Source organism: Streptomyces sp. NPDC094147 (assembly GCF_044764265.1).
In the GTDB taxonomy this organism is placed as follows: Bacteria; Actinomycetota; Actinomycetes; order Streptomycetales; family Streptomycetaceae; genus Streptomyces.
Map to the genome: position 1 here is coordinate 109,201 of NZ_JBIWHT010000003.1, position 15,851 is coordinate 125,051.

Consider the following 15,851-nt stretch of genomic DNA (forward strand, 5'->3'; position numbering starts at 1 on the left):
GCCTTCCCCGTCAGGGGAGTTGAGGCTTGCGGGCCCCGAGCGGTCGGCCAGGCAAGCCACGGGGGCGTCCACCCATGGTGGACGCCCCCGCGATGTTTCGTGATCCGGCTGTGGTGGTGCGGATCAGGTGGCGCGCTCAATGTTGTCGGCGCTGGTCGACGCGGACTTCTGGGCGTCGTGGAGGGTGTCGACCCACTTGGAGAAGGTGCCGCGGGCGTCCTCCCAGTCCTTGCGGAACTGGTCCGACTTGGGGCCCTTCCAGTAGCCGGTGCTGCCGGACGTCGACGAGTTCAGGTTGTTGATGAGCGTCTGCAGGTCGCCCGCGCTGCGGCCGAACAGCTTTGCCAGGTCCCTGAGTTCCTTGAGACTTGCACCGCGTTCCATCGCGTTCCTCCCCGTATCACTTCTCGCTGAGTAAACAGAAAATCCATCTGGTACCAGGCGACGCTATCGCACCTCCCGTACTTCCTGTACAGGCCCGTCGATGGCGAGGCCGCGCCGTCTCCTCCGCGGGCTGGACCACCGGTTCGCCGGGTGAGGAACGGGTTGGAGGTCGCCTGAACTTTGCCGATCCTTGGGGATATGCTGGGTTGCTCATGTGACAGCGGGGGAGGTTGCTATGGCAAATCCAGACATTCAAGAACTCAACAACCGTGCCGCGGAGTTGCGTTCGCTCGCCGACCACGTGGAGTCCCTGATGGACCGGCCGCGCACCCACAGCACCACCATCATGAAGACGTGGGCAGGGCCCAATGCCACCGACGTCCGCGGCAAGCTGAACAGTTGGCGCACCACCTGTTCCACGGTGGCCCAGTCGCTGCGGACCGAGGCACGGCAGGCCGGCCAGGACGCCAAGGACCTGCAGAACCCCAAGAAGTGAGCCGGTCAACCACCGGCCCCTGGGGAGGAATCGAGAGTCATGCCGTCGTACGACAGTTCCCGCGCACGCTTCCGGCTGGCCGACCGCCACATCGCGGTCTTCGCGCATCTGCTGGACGGCGAGACCCCGCCCGAAGAGCTGTGGGAGGGCCTGCTCGAACTGCAGCGGATCGGCCTGGTCGGCGCGGTGGGCGAACTCGCCCCGCTGCTCCGCGACTTGCTCGGCGCGCTGGCCGACCCGATGGCCCTGATCCAGGTGGAGATCACCGGCGAGCACGGCCCGGTGAACCACGGGGTGGTCGTCGGCCAGGAAGCCGTCGTCTCGTACGACGGCTGGCCCGGCGAGGAGGAGTCCGAGTACGTCTCCATCGAGCCGAGCACCCTGGTCTGGGAGCTCGCCCGCAAGGTCAGCCTCCACCGAGGGGAGGCGATGGAGGCGCCCGCGACCGCTCGCATCGAGACGACGATGGGCGCCCTCGACGCGGCGTTCGTCGCCCTCGGCGAGGCGGCCGGCGACGAGTCCGCGGCCCGCGACCTGACCCGCAAGGCCCTGGTCGAGACCAGCGGCCTGGCGGGAGCCGCACTCGACCAGTTCCTGGAGCTGGTCCTCGTTCTCAACGCCACCTGGCGCATCACCACGGCCTGGGACGGCAAGCATCGTGGCGAGCGCTCCGCCATGGTCCGCGCCCTCGCCGCCTGGGACTGCGGCCCGCACGGCTACTGGGTCCGTGAGAAGCCCGAAGAGCCCATCGTGCAGGGCCAGGTGACCCCGGAAAGCCCCTGGCCCTGGCGTGGACGACGCCCGGCGACATCTGGGACAGAGTGACGGAGCTGCTCCCGGGCAAGGAAGACATGATCGACGAGGCATAGGAGGAGTAGAGGCGTAGGCGGACAAGAGGCAAGAAGGCCGGACCCCGCGGTGACGGCACCGCGTGCGGTTGGGAAGCGATCTGGTGGGCGAGATGAAGGAAACGCGGCGGCAGTGAGCGTGAACGAAGCGGCGCCCGTGGCACCGCCGCCCAAGCGGTCACTTCGGTGGCTGGGCACCCTGATGACCATGCTGCTCGTCCCGTTCGCCTTGGCCGGTTGCGGATGGCTCGCGCAGACGCAGGGGACCCTGACCCTGTCGGTATCCGTCGTGCTGCTGCTGGTCGTCCTCATTGGGGCGTGGGTCATGTGCGGCCCGGGGCCGGGTGCTTGCGTGGTGGCCCTCGCGTTTTGTGCGGCGCTCTTCATCGGACCTGCTCTGAACGACCACATGCTGGATCAGCGTGGTGTCCGGTACCCGGCGGTGATCGCGGACGTGCAGAGCTTCTACCGCAAGCACGGCGACGGCCGCACCTGCAAGGTGGTTCGCACGGACGTCGTCGAATCGGCGGTGTACTCCGTGGGCGACATGGGGGACGGCTGTGAGGACAACGTGCGGGAGGGGCAGCACGTCACCCTCGTCGTCGACCCACAGGGCCGGCTCTCCCCTCGGCTGAGCGGCTCCGTCAACGGCGCTTCCGGGGCCCTGCTCTGGACCTGCGGTGGGCTGCTCGCCGCGATGGAGGCATTCATTCTCTATGGCCGGCTGCGAAGGCGACGCGCCTGAGGCGAAGGGGCGTCGGCGGTGGCCGGCGCCGCCTGTGAGAGGAAGTGAAGCAATGGCATTCGGCAGGAAAGCAGAAGCGGAACCGCCGTCCTTGGAACCGGTGCACTGGGACAGCATCAGCAAGTTCACGATCGGCACCGCATCGCGTCCGACGGCCCGTGGCAGCGCGGGGCCGGGGCCACTGGCTGTTCGGGTCGAGAAGCGCAGCGGACGCGACGTCCACCTGGTCCCCAGCGTGTTCGTCGTGCTCCCCGGCCCCGAAGCGTCGCCGACCGAGTCAGGCTTCCGCTTGTACGAGGACGATGCCGCCCAGCGTCTCCTGTGCTCCGTCACCCCGGATGCGGGAACCGGGGACGATGGCTCGCGCCGCTATCGGGTACGTGATGGCAAGGGCCAGGAGGTCGGGTCCGTCTTCAGGGGCCCGGCGGCCAAGCGCCTGGTTCAGCACGGCTGGTGGCTGGAGCAACCGGGCCGGCCCGAGGTGGTGGCGCGCTACCACTGGGCGAAGGGCGGCGCCGGTCAAGTGCTGGGCCGTACCGCCGGCAAGGCGCTCGGCAGCGTCGTGGGCTCCGTCATGGGTCTCGGCGCGGACGACAGCAACACCAGCAGGGGGTCTGCCAAGCCGGTGACCTGGAAGGCCGGGGAGCAGGTGGCCATGACCTCGGCCCTGTCCGACGGCGTCAAATGGTATCTGGCGCAGGCGAGTTGGCTCGATCGTCGGCTGGCCTTCGCCCTCGCCGTACTGCGGGAGTCCTGAGGTATGGAGCGGGCCCGCCACGCTGACACGGAGCGGGCCATGTCACCCGGGCCGAGCTGCGGGCCGGTGGTGACAGGCGTCAGAACCAGTGCATGGGGTTGGCCTTCTTGGCCAGGCTCTTCGCCCCGTTCGCGAGCCCCTTCGCTCTGTCTCCCACCCAACCGGCGGCCTTCTTTGCCCCACCCTTGATGTCGTCCCAGTGCTCGACGATCTTCGCGCCGCCGTAGATGATGCCGGTGCCGACGGCGAGGCCAATGGTGACCGGGTTGGGGGCGACCATCGCCGCCGTAAGGGAGGCGTTGAAGCCGACCTCGGCGACGTCGGCTACGTATCCGGCGCCGTTCTTTTTGAAGGCCTCGACAGGGTTGCCTTGGGAGATGACGTTGGCCGCGCTCACGCCGGTCGAGAAGACGCCGCCCACGATGCCGGCGCCCCGGATGAAGCCGGCCGTCTTCGTCGCGGCTCCCAGGCCCGCGCCGAATGCCGAGGCTCCCTTCACAGCGTTCGGCACGCTGTTCGCGAACCGCTGCATGTTGCCGGCCTTGGTGAAGACCTTCACCAAGCTGGCGTTTCCGGCACGTGCCACGGCCTGCCCGGAGTGGGTGAAGCCGCCGTACGTCTTGGCGATCTCGTCCGAGCCGACGATGAAGTCGACGAGACCGTTCGCGTTGACGTGCTGCATCAAGGCGCTGGACCGGAAGGCGTTCCACGCAGTGCCGAAGAGATCGCCACGGACGCCCGCCGTGCCCGGAGCCGCGGCGATTCGCTGGTACAGAGAGCTGCGCGAGAGCAGGTTGCCGAGCTGGCCGGGCAACCAGCTGCCGGGGGCGGAGAGGGAGCGGATCTTCGGTGACCACTTGATGAGCGCCGTGCCGCCCTTGTGCAGCCACCGGTTGTTCGAGGCACGCATCGCGGCGCCGACCTGTGTCTTCCAACCGCGGAAGACGCCTTGCTTGAGGGAGTTGCCGACAAGGACCTTGGTCAGCGACGTGCCCTGCAGGGTGACCACAGCGGTGGCGCCCGTGACCGAGGTCCAGTCACCGAACAGGCCGAGCAGCGTGTCGACGGTCTGCTCATGCGGCTGGAGGCCGGGGAGCCGGGTGACGGCATGCGCCTCCATCCGCTGGATCCAGTCGTTCAGCGATTCGTCGGGCTGCCGTTTGAACTCGTGCGCCCTCGGATCATCGCTGGCTGCAAGGGAGTTGGCCAACAGGATCGTGTCGGGGGTGATCCCCTCGCCCTCGTACTTCTTCAGTTCGTCGGGGCTGAACCCGGCCCAGCGCAGACCGGCCTCGGGGTCTCCGTCCTCCAGCCGCGCAAAGACGGCCCGCTTCCGCAGGTCGGGGGCGGTGTCCTTGACCCAGGAACGCAGCGGGTTGAGGGAGGACAGCTTGCTGGTGACACCGAGTCGCGAGGCCCGGGTGAACGCCTCGTCCAGCTTGTCCTGCACCCCGCCGCGGCCATCAAGGAGCTTGGCGAGCTGCTCCAGATGCTCAGGATCAGCCGTCCTGACGTCCCCCATGTCCATCCCCTCTGTCCCCTGCCGATCCGGCCCCCGCACGGAGTGTCGCCTCGCCCGGCGCCTGTGACGCGAGGGGATCATGATATGGCGGGGCGCGTATACGTAACTGGACGCCAGGGGTGTGTGCGATGGTGCCGAACCGGAAGACGGCCCAGGACTTGTCCGGCCGATCACGTGACTGCTTCGTGTCCGGAACGTGGATGTGGGCATGGGGCGGGGTGATCCGAGTGATGCCGAGTGGGAACGGCTGGCCCGTGCCGGTCAGGAAGGGGAAGAAGGGCGACCGTCACCGCGAGTGCGGCGGCGACCAGTAGGGTGCGGCGGTTCGCTGGAGCTCCTGGTGGGGCAGGTGTGTTCTGAGGGGCCGATGCCAGCGAGGCGGCGCTAGGTTCACCAGAGCGAACTCCAGCATGAAACTGGGCAACTTGGACGCATCGGTATGGAACTGTGAGGCGATCCCCCCTCTTGGGAGATCTGAGGGATCAGCCTCCTGGGCGGGGTCCCGTCACGAATGAGCACAGGTACTCAAGGTTGCGAAAAGGCGCACGCTGCCGCCCCGTTGGGAAGACCTCGGGCGAGCTTTGAAGCGGGCGGCTGCTCAACCGCGTCTCCCTATTCGCGCGCGGAGTCAAGTCTGGCTGCAGGGCGGGCTCTGCGCCTGATGGTCGGCCTGCGGAGTCCAGCGAAGGGTAGGGCAGCGAGATGGCCGGGCCGGACAGTCGTACCAACTCCTTTGGAAGCGCATCAGGTTGGGCCTTCCCTAGCAGCCTTCCGCTGCTCCGAGCACACTGACAGCAACGGCCATCGCACCCTCCCCTGGGTCTTCATTTACCTGGAGAGTCACGCGATGGCCGTTCCATGTCCCGCGCCTTGCCCAACCAACCGTCTACCGGCAGAGCGCAACGACAAGAGCGAGGCTCACATTCCCCCGTGCATCTTCCTGTTCATCTTCGCCTGATCCTGGCGGGCCTTCTCCACGAGCTGGTTCTCCTCGGTCGGGAACGAGTCGAACAGGGTCTTCAGCCGCTTCATGCGGCCGTCGTGATCGGTGCGCCAGTTGTCGGCGTTCTTGCCTATCCAGGTCTTCGGCATCATGGACTCGACGTTCTTGATGGCCGTGCGGATATCGCTCGCGGCGCTTTCTATCGCGTTCATGTCCTGGCGGCAGAGGTAATCCAGGCGGTCTTCCTGTGGTATCCCCATTCGCTATCTCCTTTACTAGACGTCGGCATGAGTCGTGACGGCCTGAACGGGGAGCGTGATTCGGTTCTCCGATGTCCTGGACGTGGCAGGCGGCCGTTCCCTCACTTGTAGGTGGCGCGCATCGCGAGGGCGGGCGGCGGCGTGTGTACCCGACCGACTACGGACCCCAGAGCAAGAAGCTGGTCGCCGCTTCGCGCGAGGAACCAGGGCAGTTCGCACGGGTTGTCCAGCGCGGGGTACTGCTGTCCGGCTGGGCAGGGCTTGGCCTCTTCGAATCCCCGCGCCATGGCTGTGAGGGCGCCGGAGGGATCGATGTGCACGAGATACACATAGGTGCTGGGCCCCTTCTGAGGGTCCTTCAGGACCCTCGCGTACAGCCCTCCGTCGCCGGCCGGGGTCATACCCTCGAACGCCATGTCGGACAGCGGCATGCCGGCTCCCGGCAGGCTGCCCCGCACCGTCAGGGTCTTCGGCGGGCGGCCGGGAGCGAGCACCTGAAGGTTCGAGAGGCGGCCGTTAGTCGCGTAGACCGTTCCGTCCGCCGCGACGGTTCCGTGGGAAGCTCCCTGGTTCGCCGGAAAGCTGAAGATCTCGTCCGCTTTGCCATCCTTCAGGGACCACACGCTGTAGTTTTCAGTGACGATGATCGTGCCATCCGGCCGTACTCCGATCGGCTCAGGAAGGTCGAATGTGTGCGTGGACGGCAGGGAGGTGACGGCACCCTCGGAGCTCACCCGTGACAGACCGTCGTGTCCGCCCGTCACCAACGAACCGTCCGGAGCGGCGGCGAGACCGGAGTCGGCGCTGCGAGTCTTGACCTTCGCGAATTGACTGACCTTGCCATCCGGTGTCACACGCAGAATGGGCATGACGGGGCTGTCGGAATCGTCGGCTAGAAACACATTCCCCGTCCGGTCCGAGGCGACATGGCCGCTTTCGATGGACGCGGTTTGGTCGAGGTCGTACTCCGTGCTCACCTTGCTCAGCGCGAAAGCTGCCACCTTTTCGGGCTCGGCTACAGGAATTCTGGGGCCGCTCTCTGTCTTTCCATCCGAACAGGAACCCAGGGCCAGCACGAGCGCACCGGCCGTGGCGGCCATGATGGTCCCCCGAGTTCGATTCCTACTTGCCATCGGGCGACACCTCGGCGTTGTCGAAGCCTTCGTAGAAGGCGCTCTGGTAGTGGCTGGCTGCAGGCGGCGTCAATTTGTTCCACCAGCCTTGAAAGTCGACGTCGTTGTCTGCGTTCAAGGCAACGGTCCCCGTCTGAGGGTCGTACCAGGACGCGTCCGTGGGCGGAGGGACTGCGCCCGACCTGATCAGTCCTTGGGCAATCGAATGAGTGAAGGAAACCTTCTGCTTCTTCGCGTCGGCCACATTCTGGGTTTCCTGTTTCGAGGAATTGTCCGTCGAGAAGGGGTCCGTTTGCGGAGCGACGATCGTCCTGCCGATGGCTGCCAGGTTCTGAGGGTACTTGAGGCTCTTCTCGGCGATCTTCTTGCTGAGTTCCGAAGCACCTTCGCCCAGTTTGGGAACAGGCACGAAGCCGAACAGGGTGCCGGCGGTGTCGAGGATGATCTTGTTGGTCTTGTGCTCTTCGTCGATCTGCTGCGCCGCGGTGTACGTGATACCCACTTTGGCTTTCGTGAACATCCCCGCAGTATTGCCCATACCGGTCAGAGCCTTATTCGGGTCCGTACTTCCGGCTGCCGTGGAGACCTTCTCGTGCAGCGCTACGTCGAACATCGCCGCGGCACCCGGGTTGTCCTTGGCGAACAACTGCATGACCTTGACCGTATCCGCGTTGTTGCCGATCAGGCTGTGGTACCTGGAGGAGTAGCCCGCCGTTCCGCTGGACGTCGACATCCCGGTACCACCCAGGTCGTCGGCCCAGGTCGCCGTGATTCCGGCCAGCGCGACCGCGGTGCCGTTGGGGTAGTTCTTGTACTCGTCCTTCTCGTGACCGTTACGGCCGTCGAAGAGGTCCTTCTGCTTCGCGGCTGCGGCAAGGATGTTGGCGGCAGCCATGCCGGACTCGTCGATGTGCCCCGGGGTCTGGTCGGTGGCCGCCAGCGTGAGTACCTGGCGCGGGCCGTCCGAATCGTCAGCCGTCGTCGGCCCGGGCGTCTGCCACCGGAAGTCGACCAGGTCCGCGGCGTAACGCTTCCCGGAGTCGTTGTTTCCCAGCAGATGCCGCGAGGCGTCCGCGTTCTCCCCGAGGCGATTGATGACTGCAAGAGCTGGGTCGTTGTCGCGGATGCCGTCGACGATGCTCTGATTCTTGTCCCATCCCTTGGAGAGGTAATCGGGGTCGAGACCGAGGGAGTGGTACCAGCCGCCGTCGCCCTTGCCCACATAGCCGCCGGCCGAGTACGGAAGTATCGGCCCGGAGTAACTGGGCCGCATCGTCTTCTGCTTGCTGCGCCAGTCCAGCATCGCGCCGCTGACCTTGGTCAGCACGTCCGTGTCCCACTCGTTGCCCTTGGGCCCGTACTTGAAGAGCATGCCGACGGACCACATGTCACCGCCCGGCGGGTCGGTGAGGGCCTTGGCGTAGTCCGGGTTCGGCGGGATCTTGCCCGCCGACTGGAGGGTGAAGATGCGGTTGACGCTCGTGGCGTACTGGCTGACCAACTGCTGCGAGTCCTTGCTGAGAACGTCTCCGCCGTGCGTGCCGTCCTCCTCGTGCAGGGCGCGGGGGACGCGGGCCGCGTCGACGATGCCGCCCGCGGCGGCGAAGGCGGTCTGGTAGGCGGGGTCGTCCTGGTGGTCGGCGAGGGAGCGGGCGATGGCCTCGATGTCCTCGCGGGAGCCTGCGGCCTTGGGGTCGTCGAGTGCCTTCTTGAGGGTGGCGGCCTCCTGCGTGGCCTCCTTGGCGCTCTCCTTGTTGACGTCCGTCATGTCCCACGGGATGTTGATGATGTTCCCGTCCGGGGTGCACATACCGGACGCGCCGCCGGCCTTTTCCAGGTTGCGGGCCAGATCGGCGCGCTTGGACATGCTGCGGGCATCGTCGCCCACCGCCTGCGTCTGCTGGGACAGCAGTGACAGGTCGAGTCCGCTTCCCCAGGACGTGAAGTTCTTGCGGATCAAGGCCCCGTGCTTCGCCAGAGCATCTTCCAAGTCCTTGAGTCGGTCCGCGAGTTTGCGCACCCGCACTGGGTCGACGCCGACGTAATCCCCCATGGAGACGATGCCTCTCACTTCGCTCTTGTCACGACAGCGCGGCGGTCCGGAGACTGGCAGTCAGGACGGTTCCCGAGTCTCGCTGAGCTCCCGGGGAGTGCCGCGCGCGATCTGTCGCCGCCCAGTGGTCCTTCAACCGGTGCCACAACACGCGCTGCGACTCGGCGTCCCCACGGACAGGCAACAGCCTTCCATCGTACGGCGCGAGCAGATTCATTCCGCTTCCTTTGACAAACATGGACTCACCTTTGACCATGCCGGAGCTGGGTCGCCCGTAAGGTCCAGAAACGCTCTGCTGCGGCTTGTTCGCGGCGTCTGTGCCCTTTGCTGGGGATGGACCCGTTCGATTGATTGCCGCTCAGATCGCGACGGCAGCCAAGACGATGAAGGCTTTGCGACGTGGCCCTGTCGACCTGGCCGGTGCCGTTCTTGCTGAACGCCTTGCCCTCGCTCCGGGAGTTCGGTGCCGCTGAGTTCCGTGTACGCAGAGTCCTTGGTCCGGCCAGGCGATAGGTGAGCGATACCGCTCCGTACGGGCCTGGCGTGCCCTGACGCTCCCCGCGGGCACCCGACCACCCGGCGGAGGTCGGGGTGCCACCGGGCGACAGCGCCGCACTGAATGAGTACGGGTACTCAAGACGGGTTGGGGGACGCTGGTGAGGATGGTGGCGTTCGGCTGGGGCGTTGTGGAGGGAGTTGGCCGGTGAGTCATGCGAACCATGCGAGTCCTGCGAACCATGCGAGCCATGTGAGTCACGGGGTTTCGGGTCCGGTGTACGGGCCGACTCCGGGCACCCCGCCCATGTGGGCCCCGCGCCCGCCCCTGCCTCGGCTTCGGCCGCACGGGGCCTGGTACGCGCTCCCGGGTGGGCTGCTCGCCTCGGCGCTGGTGGTGTCGGCGTTCGGTGTCGTCGCCGGGCTCCTTCTCAAAGGTGGGAAGCACGTCGTCTGTGACGTGAGCCCGGACTGTGCCAAGACGCCTTACCAGGACGGCTACCGCAGTCCCGGCTGGCCCTGGGACTACTTCGTTGCCGGCGGGGTGCTCGCCGCCCTCGCGGTGGCCGGATTCGTCCTGTTGCCCGTGCTGCGCGGGCGCAGCCGACGGACGCTGGCGAGCTGACCCGGTGACTGCTCGCACAACTGGGGTACGGAGCTGCTCGCTTGTTCGCGCGGGCTGGGGTGGGGCCCGGTTCGCGAGGATTGCACAGCGATAACAAGGCAGGGTCGCAAGCCCGTCAAACGGGTCGTTCTGTCTGCTTTGCGGTGGTGTTGCTGTGGTGAGTGATGTTCGCGATCTTTAACTCGCCTTGAGGGTGCTGATGGGCTGCTGCTACGGTGCGATCACGTGATCTGACAGTGTGCCGATGGCCTTGTGGAAGGCCTTTGGTGGGCCCGAAGTGACCGGTCGAGTTCAAGTCATTGCGGGTTGAAGCGACTTGAATCAGGTTTGCGCAGGCTTTGGTCCGCCTTTGTTCAACTCGACGCTGTCGCAAAAGAATTACCTCGGGGAGAAGCGACGTGAAGGTCCAGGAGCGCGGCGGGGCGGGGACCCGTGGGGTGTCGGCGTCCGGGCAGCCGGTCGGCGAACGGCTTCCGGCGCCGCCTCGTGAGCGCAAGCCGGCCCTTGCCGCCCTCGCCGTACTGCTCATCCTGATCGGTGCCCTCGGGGCGACCGTTCTGGTGCTGCGGGCGGGTGACCGGGTCGAGGTCTACCAGCTCAAGGGTGACGTGCCCGCCGGTCACGCCGTGCAGGACGGGGACCTCACCACGGTGATGGTGGCCGGCGACAGCAAGGTCCACTACATCACCCCCGAGCAGCGGGCCGCCCTGGCCAAGCTGCGCGCCAAGTCCAACCTCTACAAGGGCTCCCTCCTCGTCGGCGAGATGTTCGCGGAGGACGGCGGCGTCCCGGCCGGCAAGGCCGCGGTCGGCGTCTCGCTCAAGGAGGGCCAGTACCCGACCAACCTCAAGGACGGCGAGACGGTCACCGTCTACCGGGTCGGCAATTCCGCGGGCAAGGGCGGCAGCGGCTCGGGAAGCTCCAGTGGTTCCGGCAACTCCGGTTCCGGCGGCGGCAGTTCGGTGATCGTTCAGCGTGCCGTCGTCAGCGACACGGGTACTCAGGACAAGTCGTTCGGCAGCGGCAACCTCGCCGCCACTCTCACCGTCAACACCGCCGACGCCGCCGCCCTCGCCCAGGCCGCCTCCGCCGGCGAAGCCGCCGTGGTGCGCGTCGCGCCGGGCACCGACTGAGTCGCGCGGCGACACAGCGACGTAAGAAGAGACAGAAGACCCAGAAGACATGGCGCTCATCGCACTCGCCTCCGACAAGGGTTCCCCCGGCGTCACCACGGCGGCCCTGGCCCTGGCCGCCGTATGGCCCCGTCGGGTGCTGCTCGCCGAGACGGACCCGGCCGGCGGGGACCTGGTGTACCGCTGTACGGCCACCAACGGCGGGCCCCTCAACCCCAACACCGGAATGCTCTCGCTGGCCGCGGCCGCCCGCCGCGGACTCGCCGCCGACCAGCTCTGGGACCACGCCCAGCCGATGGCCGGCGGTCTGGAACTGCTCGTCGGGCTCGGCGCGGCCGAGCAGGCCGCCGGTCTCGCCGGCGCCTGGCCGACGCTCGGCCGGGCCTTCGCCTCGCTCGGCGAGTCGCCGTACGCGCCCGCCGACGTGATCGCCGACCTCGGCCGGATCAGCGGCGGCTCGCCCGCGATCGACCTGCTGCCGCACGCCGCGCTCGCCCTGCTCGTATCGCGTACGGAACCCGAGCACATCGCCCGCGTACGGGACCGGGCCGCGGCGCTCTCCGCGCAGTTGCACGGCGGCCCGCGCGGAAATGCCCTCGCCACCCCGCTCATCGGCGTGGTCCTGGTTGCCGAGGCCGGCGTCTCCGCCAAACTCGCGCACCAGGTCAACGACATGCTGGTGGCCGGGCAGACCGGCGCCCGGATCGTCGGCACCCTCGCCCACGACCCTTCGGGCGCGGCCCTGCTCGCCGGGCGCGGCCGCGGGCGGCTCGACAAGTCGCTGCTCATCCGCAGCGCGCGGAAGGTCTCCGGGGACCTCTACCAGCAGTTCGGCGCGGCCTGGGCCGGGGCGGGCCGGTGAGCGCGGTCGACCACTCGCTGGTCAAGCGGTTCCGCCAGGAGGCCGGTGACCGCATCGCCGAACAGCGGCGCCTCGACCAGGTGCGCGGCGTACCGGCGATGTCGAGCGAGGACGAGCGGCAATACGCGCGCGCCGTCATAGCCCAGATACTGGAGGAGTACGCCCGTACGGAGATCAACTCCGGGCGTACGCCGCTCGATGCGGAGACCGAGGAGCAGTACGCGGCCGCCGTGCACGCGGCGCTCTTCGGCGTCGGCCGGCTGCAGCCGCTGCTCGACGACCCCGAGGTCGAGAACATCGACATCAATGGCTGCGATCAGGTTTTCGTCGGGTACGCCGACGGGCGCGAGGTCCGCCGGGACCCGGTGGCCGAGACCGACGAGGAGCTCATCGAGCTCATCCAGGTGCTCGGCGCCTACTCCGGTCTTTCGTCGAGGCCCTTCGACTCCGCCAATCCGCAGCTCGACCTGCGGCTGCCGGACGGTTCGCGACTGTCGGCCGTCATGGAGGTCGCCCGGCGGCCCGCGCTGTCCATCCGCCGGGCCCGCATGGGCAAGGTCTTCATGGCGGACCTGGTGGGAAACGGCACGCTCACACCGGAGTTGGCGCACTTCCTGGCCTGTGCGGTACGGGCCCGTAAGAACATCATGATCGCGGGGGCGACCAACGCCGGAAAGACCACGCTGCTGCGGGCGCTCGCCAATGAGATCCCGATGCAGGAGCGGCTGATCACGGTCGAGCGCGCCCTTGAGCTCGGGCTCGACCAGTTCCCCGAACTCCACCCGAACGTCGTCGCGTTCGAGGAGCGGCTGCCCAACTCCGAGGGCCTGGGCATGATCCCGATGGCGGAACTGGTGCGCCGTTCGCTGCGTATGAACCCTTCGCGGGTCATCGTCGGCGAGGTCCTCGGCGACGAGATCGTGACCATGCTGAACGCCATGTCGCAGGGCAACGACGGCTCGCTCTCGACCATCCACGCCAACAGCTCCGCCGAGGTCTTCAACCGCATTTCGACCTACGCCCTCCAGGCGGCCGAGCGGCTGCCGATCGAGGCCAGTCAGATGCTGGTCGCGGGCGCCGTCAACTTCGTCGTCTTCGTGGAGCGGCGCAACAACTACGAGAGCGGCGGCCGACTGCAGCGCATGGTCACCTCGGTCCGCGAGGTGAACGGCTGCGACGGGCGCGTCCTGTCCAGCGAGGTCTTCGCCGAGACCCCGGACGGGCGGATCGTGCCGCACGCCCCGGTCTCGTGCATCGAGGACCTCGCCGTGCACGGCTATCGGCCTTCAGGGGCCTGGGGGTGAGCGGGGCCGTATGAACAGCATTCCCTCCATGGGAGGTCTTTTCGAGGCCCAGACGTTGTACGCGCTCGCCGCCGGCCTCGCCGTCGGCGGCGGCCTCGCCCTGCTGATCCTCGCGATCCGCGGCTTCGAGACGAAGCCAGGCGGCAGGGGCGGCCGGAGCGAACGGGCCGGTGAACTGCTGCAGTTCGTGGGGAAGCGCGGGTCGATCGCGGCCGGCGTCGGCCTGCTCGTGCTGCTGCTCACCCGGTGGACGGTGGCCGGCGTCGCCACCGGGCTGCTCGTCTTCTTCTGGGACCGGCTCTTCGGCGGCGCCGCACAGGAGAAGGCCGCGATGAAGCGCGTCGAGGCGCTCGCCGCCTGGACGGAGTCGCTGCGGGACACCATCGCCGGCGCGGTCGGACTCGAACAGGCCATCCCCGCATCCGCGCGGGCCGCCGCTCCGGCGCTGCGGCCTCATCTTGACGCGCTGGTCGACCGGTTGCGGGCCCGTACGCCGCTGCCCGACGCGTTGCAGCTGCTCGCCGACGAGATCGACGACGCCTCCGCCGACATCATCGTCGCGGCGCTGATCCTCAACGCGCGGCTGCGCGGCCCGGGTCTGCGCCAGGTGCTCGGCGCGCTCGCCAAGTCGGCCCGCGAGGAGATCGACATGCGCCACCGGGTGATGGCGCAGCGCTCGTCCACCAGGCGCAGCGTGCAGATCGTGGTCGGGGTGTCGATCGCGTTCGTGCTCGGGCTCGCGGTGTTCAACCGCGACTTCGTGGAGCCGTACAACTCGCCGGTCGGCCAGCTCGTGCTTGCGTGTGTGTGCGGTCTGTTCGCGCTCGGTTTCTGGTGGCTGCGCAAGCTGTCGGTGATCGAGACGCCGGACCGCTTCCTGGTCCGTGACGAGCCCGAGACCCGCTTCGTCCGCCCGGACGTGCCCCCGCAAGGGCCGCTCGGGAACCGGGACGCAGCCCAGCAGCGTCCTGTTTCCGCTGGGGAGGGAGTGCAGTGACGGACATCATCACCACGCCGGTACTCATCGGCGCGGTCCTCGGCCTCGGCGTCTACGTCCTGATCAGGGCGCTGTCGCGGACGAAGCGCTCCGCGGTCTCGCAGGTCGCGCGGATCGACGCGATGCGCTCGTCGGGCTCGGTGTACGCCCCGCAGGCCGATGCGCGGGACTCCGGCCGGCTCTCGGGCGTACGGTCCGGCATCGGTGCCAGGGTCGCCGAGTTGTACCTCAAGCAGGGCTGGGAGCAGCGCTCGATCCGCGCCGACCTCGCGGTGCTCGAACGCGGTTGGGAACGGTTCCTGGCGACGAAGGTGCTGCTGGGCGTCGCGGGCCTGGTCTTCGGACCGATGCTCTTCGTGATCGTCTGGACGCTCGGCTTCGGCAGCGGCCCGATCATCCCGGTCTGGCTGGCGCTGATGTGCGGGGCGGTCTTCTTCTTCCTGCCCGACCTCGAAGTGCGCAGGGACGCCGCGGACAAGCGCCGGGACCTGCGCCGCGTCATCGGGGCGTACCTCGACCTGGTGGCGATGAACCTGGCCGGCGGCCGCGGGCTGCCCGAGGCGCTGATGGCCGCGGCCGAGGTCAGCGAGGGCTGGGCCCTGCGCCGGCTGCGCAACACCCTCGCCGACGCCAGGATCACCGGCACCAGCCAGTGGCTGGCGCTGGGCCGGCTCGGCGAGGAGCTGGGCGTGGAGGAGCTGAAGGACCTCTCCTCGTCACTCGCCCTGGTGGCGGACGACGGAGCGAAGGTACGAGAGTCGCTGGCGTCCCGGGCCGAAACGATGCGGCATCGGGAGATGGCCGAGATCGAAGGTGCGGCGGGTGAGAAGTCCCAGTCGATGCTCGTCGCCCAGCTGCTGCTCTGCGCCGGCTTCCTGGTCTTCCTGATCTTCCCGGCCGCGATGCGCGTCTTTCAGGTCTGACGTCAGACCCGAACGCGCCCTCCCCCCAATCCTGTTGAGAGGAAACACACCATGAACCGCCCGCAGTTCCCGAAGATCAGCCACCCGGCCGTCGACTTCCTGGTCACCTTCCTGCAGGGACGCATCCAGCGCGCCCGCTCCGGCGAGCTCGACCGCGGTGCGTCCGCGGTCGAGTGGGTCATCATCTCCGCGGTCGTCGTGGCGATCGTCGGCGTGGTGGCCGCGGTCATCAACCAGGCCCTCAAGGGCGGCGCCACCAAGGTCGGCAAGTGCATCGAGGGCGCGAGCGCCGACAAGACCTGCTGAGGCGCCGGTACCTTGCGCGACAGACTCCGGGCTCTCGTACGCCGCCGGGTGGAGGCAGCCTCCGC

At 68.0% G+C, this 15,851-nt stretch carries 16 protein-coding genes; 11 read left to right on the forward strand and 5 right to left on the reverse strand.

Annotation, left to right across the window (positions count from 1 at the left end):
• Nucleotides 1–123: 123 nt before the first annotated feature.
• Nucleotides 124–384, reverse strand: a complete 261-nt coding sequence (locus tag ACIQ8J_RS07875) for a WXG100 family type VII secretion target (RefSeq protein WP_403268059.1) — start codon at nucleotides 382–384, stop codon at nucleotides 124–126.
• Nucleotides 385–619: 235 nt separating this feature from the next.
• On the opposite strand from ACIQ8J_RS07875, the gene ACIQ8J_RS07880 reads away from it, so the two are divergent.
• The 4 genes from ACIQ8J_RS07880 to ACIQ8J_RS07895 all read left to right on the forward strand — a co-directional run bounded on the left by ACIQ8J_RS07880 (nucleotide 620) and on the right by ACIQ8J_RS07895 (nucleotide 3,230).
• Nucleotides 620–880, forward strand: coding sequence for a WXG100 family type VII secretion target (locus ACIQ8J_RS07880; protein ID WP_403268062.1), 261 nt, complete (start codon nucleotides 620–622; stop codon nucleotides 878–880).
• Nucleotides 881–919: 39 nt separating this feature from the next.
• A complete protein-coding gene (locus tag ACIQ8J_RS07885) occupies nucleotides 920–1,705 on the forward strand; it encodes a hypothetical protein (RefSeq protein WP_403268065.1) in 786 nt (261 codons plus the stop codon).
• 156 nt (nucleotides 1,706–1,861) lie between these two features.
• Nucleotides 1,862–2,473 (forward strand): hypothetical protein, encoded by a 612-nt coding sequence (locus tag ACIQ8J_RS07890; protein WP_403607769.1) that lies wholly within the window; start codon nucleotides 1,862–1,864, stop codon nucleotides 2,471–2,473.
• Between the two features lie 52 nt (nucleotides 2,474–2,525).
• A complete protein-coding gene (locus ACIQ8J_RS07895; protein WP_403268071.1) occupies nucleotides 2,526–3,230 on the forward strand; it encodes a hypothetical protein in 705 nt (234 codons plus the stop codon).
• Between the two features lie 79 nt (nucleotides 3,231–3,309).
• Here ACIQ8J_RS07895 and ACIQ8J_RS07900 read toward each other — a convergent pair whose 3' ends face one another.
• From ACIQ8J_RS07900 to ACIQ8J_RS07915, 4 genes are all read right to left on the reverse strand, one after another.
• Nucleotides 3,310–4,752: a PE-PGRS family protein gene (locus ACIQ8J_RS07900; RefSeq protein ID WP_403268074.1), complete on the reverse strand. Its 1,443-nt coding sequence runs from the start codon at nucleotides 4,750–4,752 to the stop codon at nucleotides 3,310–3,312.
• A gap of 918 nt (nucleotides 4,753–5,670) precedes the next feature.
• Nucleotides 5,671–5,955 carry a hypothetical protein gene (locus ACIQ8J_RS07905; RefSeq protein WP_403268076.1) on the reverse strand — a complete coding sequence of 95 codons (285 nt, stop codon included), beginning with the start codon at nucleotides 5,953–5,955 and terminating at the stop codon, nucleotides 5,671–5,673.
• 101 nt (nucleotides 5,956–6,056) lie between these two features.
• Nucleotides 6,057–7,055, reverse strand: coding sequence for a hypothetical protein (locus ACIQ8J_RS07910; RefSeq protein ID WP_403268078.1), 999 nt, complete (start codon nucleotides 7,053–7,055; stop codon nucleotides 6,057–6,059).
• 22 nt (nucleotides 7,056–7,077) lie between these two features.
• Entirely contained in the window at nucleotides 7,078–9,159 is a 2,082-nt protein-coding gene (locus ACIQ8J_RS07915) for a hypothetical protein (RefSeq protein WP_403607771.1), read from the reverse strand.
• Nucleotides 9,160–10,096: 937 nt separating this feature from the next.
• Between ACIQ8J_RS07915 and ACIQ8J_RS07920 the strand changes: the two genes are divergently transcribed.
• The 7 genes from ACIQ8J_RS07920 (at nucleotide 10,097) to ACIQ8J_RS07950 (ending at nucleotide 15,786) form a co-directional block, all read left to right on the forward strand.
• Complete coding sequence (locus tag ACIQ8J_RS07920) at nucleotides 10,097–10,261, forward strand: hypothetical protein (protein ID WP_403268084.1); 165 nt, start codon at nucleotides 10,097–10,099, stop codon at nucleotides 10,259–10,261.
• Nucleotides 10,262–10,659: 398 nt separating this feature from the next.
• The gene (locus ACIQ8J_RS07925) at nucleotides 10,660–11,394 is read left to right on the forward strand and encodes a hypothetical protein (RefSeq protein WP_403268087.1); all 735 of its coding nucleotides are present in this window, start codon (nucleotides 10,660–10,662) and stop codon (nucleotides 11,392–11,394) included.
• Between the two features lie 49 nt (nucleotides 11,395–11,443).
• Nucleotides 11,444–12,256 (forward strand): hypothetical protein, encoded by an 813-nt coding sequence (locus ACIQ8J_RS07930; RefSeq protein ID WP_403268089.1) that lies wholly within the window; start codon nucleotides 11,444–11,446, stop codon nucleotides 12,254–12,256.
• Nucleotides 12,253–13,560: a CpaF family protein gene (locus ACIQ8J_RS07935; RefSeq protein ID WP_403268091.1), complete on the forward strand. Its 1,308-nt coding sequence runs from the start codon at nucleotides 12,253–12,255 to the stop codon at nucleotides 13,558–13,560. Before ACIQ8J_RS07930 ends, ACIQ8J_RS07935 begins: the two co-directional genes overlap by 4 nt.
• A 28-nt stretch (nucleotides 13,561–13,588) precedes the next feature.
• Entirely contained in the window at nucleotides 13,589–14,557 is a 969-nt protein-coding gene (locus ACIQ8J_RS07940) for a type II secretion system F family protein (RefSeq protein WP_403268093.1), read from the forward strand.
• Nucleotides 14,554–15,480: a type II secretion system F family protein gene (locus tag ACIQ8J_RS07945; protein ID WP_403268095.1), complete on the forward strand. Its 927-nt coding sequence runs from the start codon at nucleotides 14,554–14,556 to the stop codon at nucleotides 15,478–15,480. The genes ACIQ8J_RS07940 and ACIQ8J_RS07945 overlap by 4 nt, the downstream gene beginning before the upstream one ends.
• A 51-nt stretch (nucleotides 15,481–15,531) precedes the next feature.
• The gene (locus ACIQ8J_RS07950; protein WP_403268097.1) at nucleotides 15,532–15,786 is read left to right on the forward strand and encodes a hypothetical protein; all 255 of its coding nucleotides are present in this window, start codon (nucleotides 15,532–15,534) and stop codon (nucleotides 15,784–15,786) included.
• Nucleotides 15,787–15,851 lie beyond the last annotated feature (65 nt).

Excerpts from the sequence above, each read along its gene's own strand:
- ACIQ8J_RS07875 (WP_403268059.1), bottom strand. The coding sequence starts at position 384 with ATGGAACGCGGTGCAAGTCTCAAGGAACTCAGGGACCTGGCAAAGCTG.
- ACIQ8J_RS07880 (WP_403268062.1), top strand. The coding sequence starts at position 620 with ATGGCAAATCCAGACATTCAAGAACTCAACAACCGTGCCGCGGAGTTG.
- ACIQ8J_RS07885 (WP_403268065.1), top strand. The coding sequence starts at position 920 with ATGCCGTCGTACGACAGTTCCCGCGCACGCTTCCGGCTGGCCGACCGC.
- ACIQ8J_RS07895 (WP_403268071.1), top strand. The coding sequence starts at position 2,526 with ATGGCATTCGGCAGGAAAGCAGAAGCGGAACCGCCGTCCTTGGAACCG.
- ACIQ8J_RS07900 (WP_403268074.1), bottom strand. The coding sequence starts at position 4,752 with ATGGGGGACGTCAGGACGGCTGATCCTGAGCATCTGGAGCAGCTCGCC.
- ACIQ8J_RS07905 (WP_403268076.1), bottom strand. The coding sequence starts at position 5,955 with ATGGGGATACCACAGGAAGACCGCCTGGATTACCTCTGCCGCCAGGAC.
- ACIQ8J_RS07910 (WP_403268078.1), bottom strand. The coding sequence starts at position 7,055 with ATGGCCGCCACGGCCGGTGCGCTCGTGCTGGCCCTGGGTTCCTGTTCG.
- ACIQ8J_RS07930 (WP_403268089.1), top strand. The coding sequence starts at position 11,444 with ATGGCGCTCATCGCACTCGCCTCCGACAAGGGTTCCCCCGGCGTCACC.
- ACIQ8J_RS07940 (WP_403268093.1), top strand. The coding sequence starts at position 13,589 with ATGGGAGGTCTTTTCGAGGCCCAGACGTTGTACGCGCTCGCCGCCGGC.
- ACIQ8J_RS07950 (WP_403268097.1), top strand. The coding sequence starts at position 15,532 with ATGAACCGCCCGCAGTTCCCGAAGATCAGCCACCCGGCCGTCGACTTC.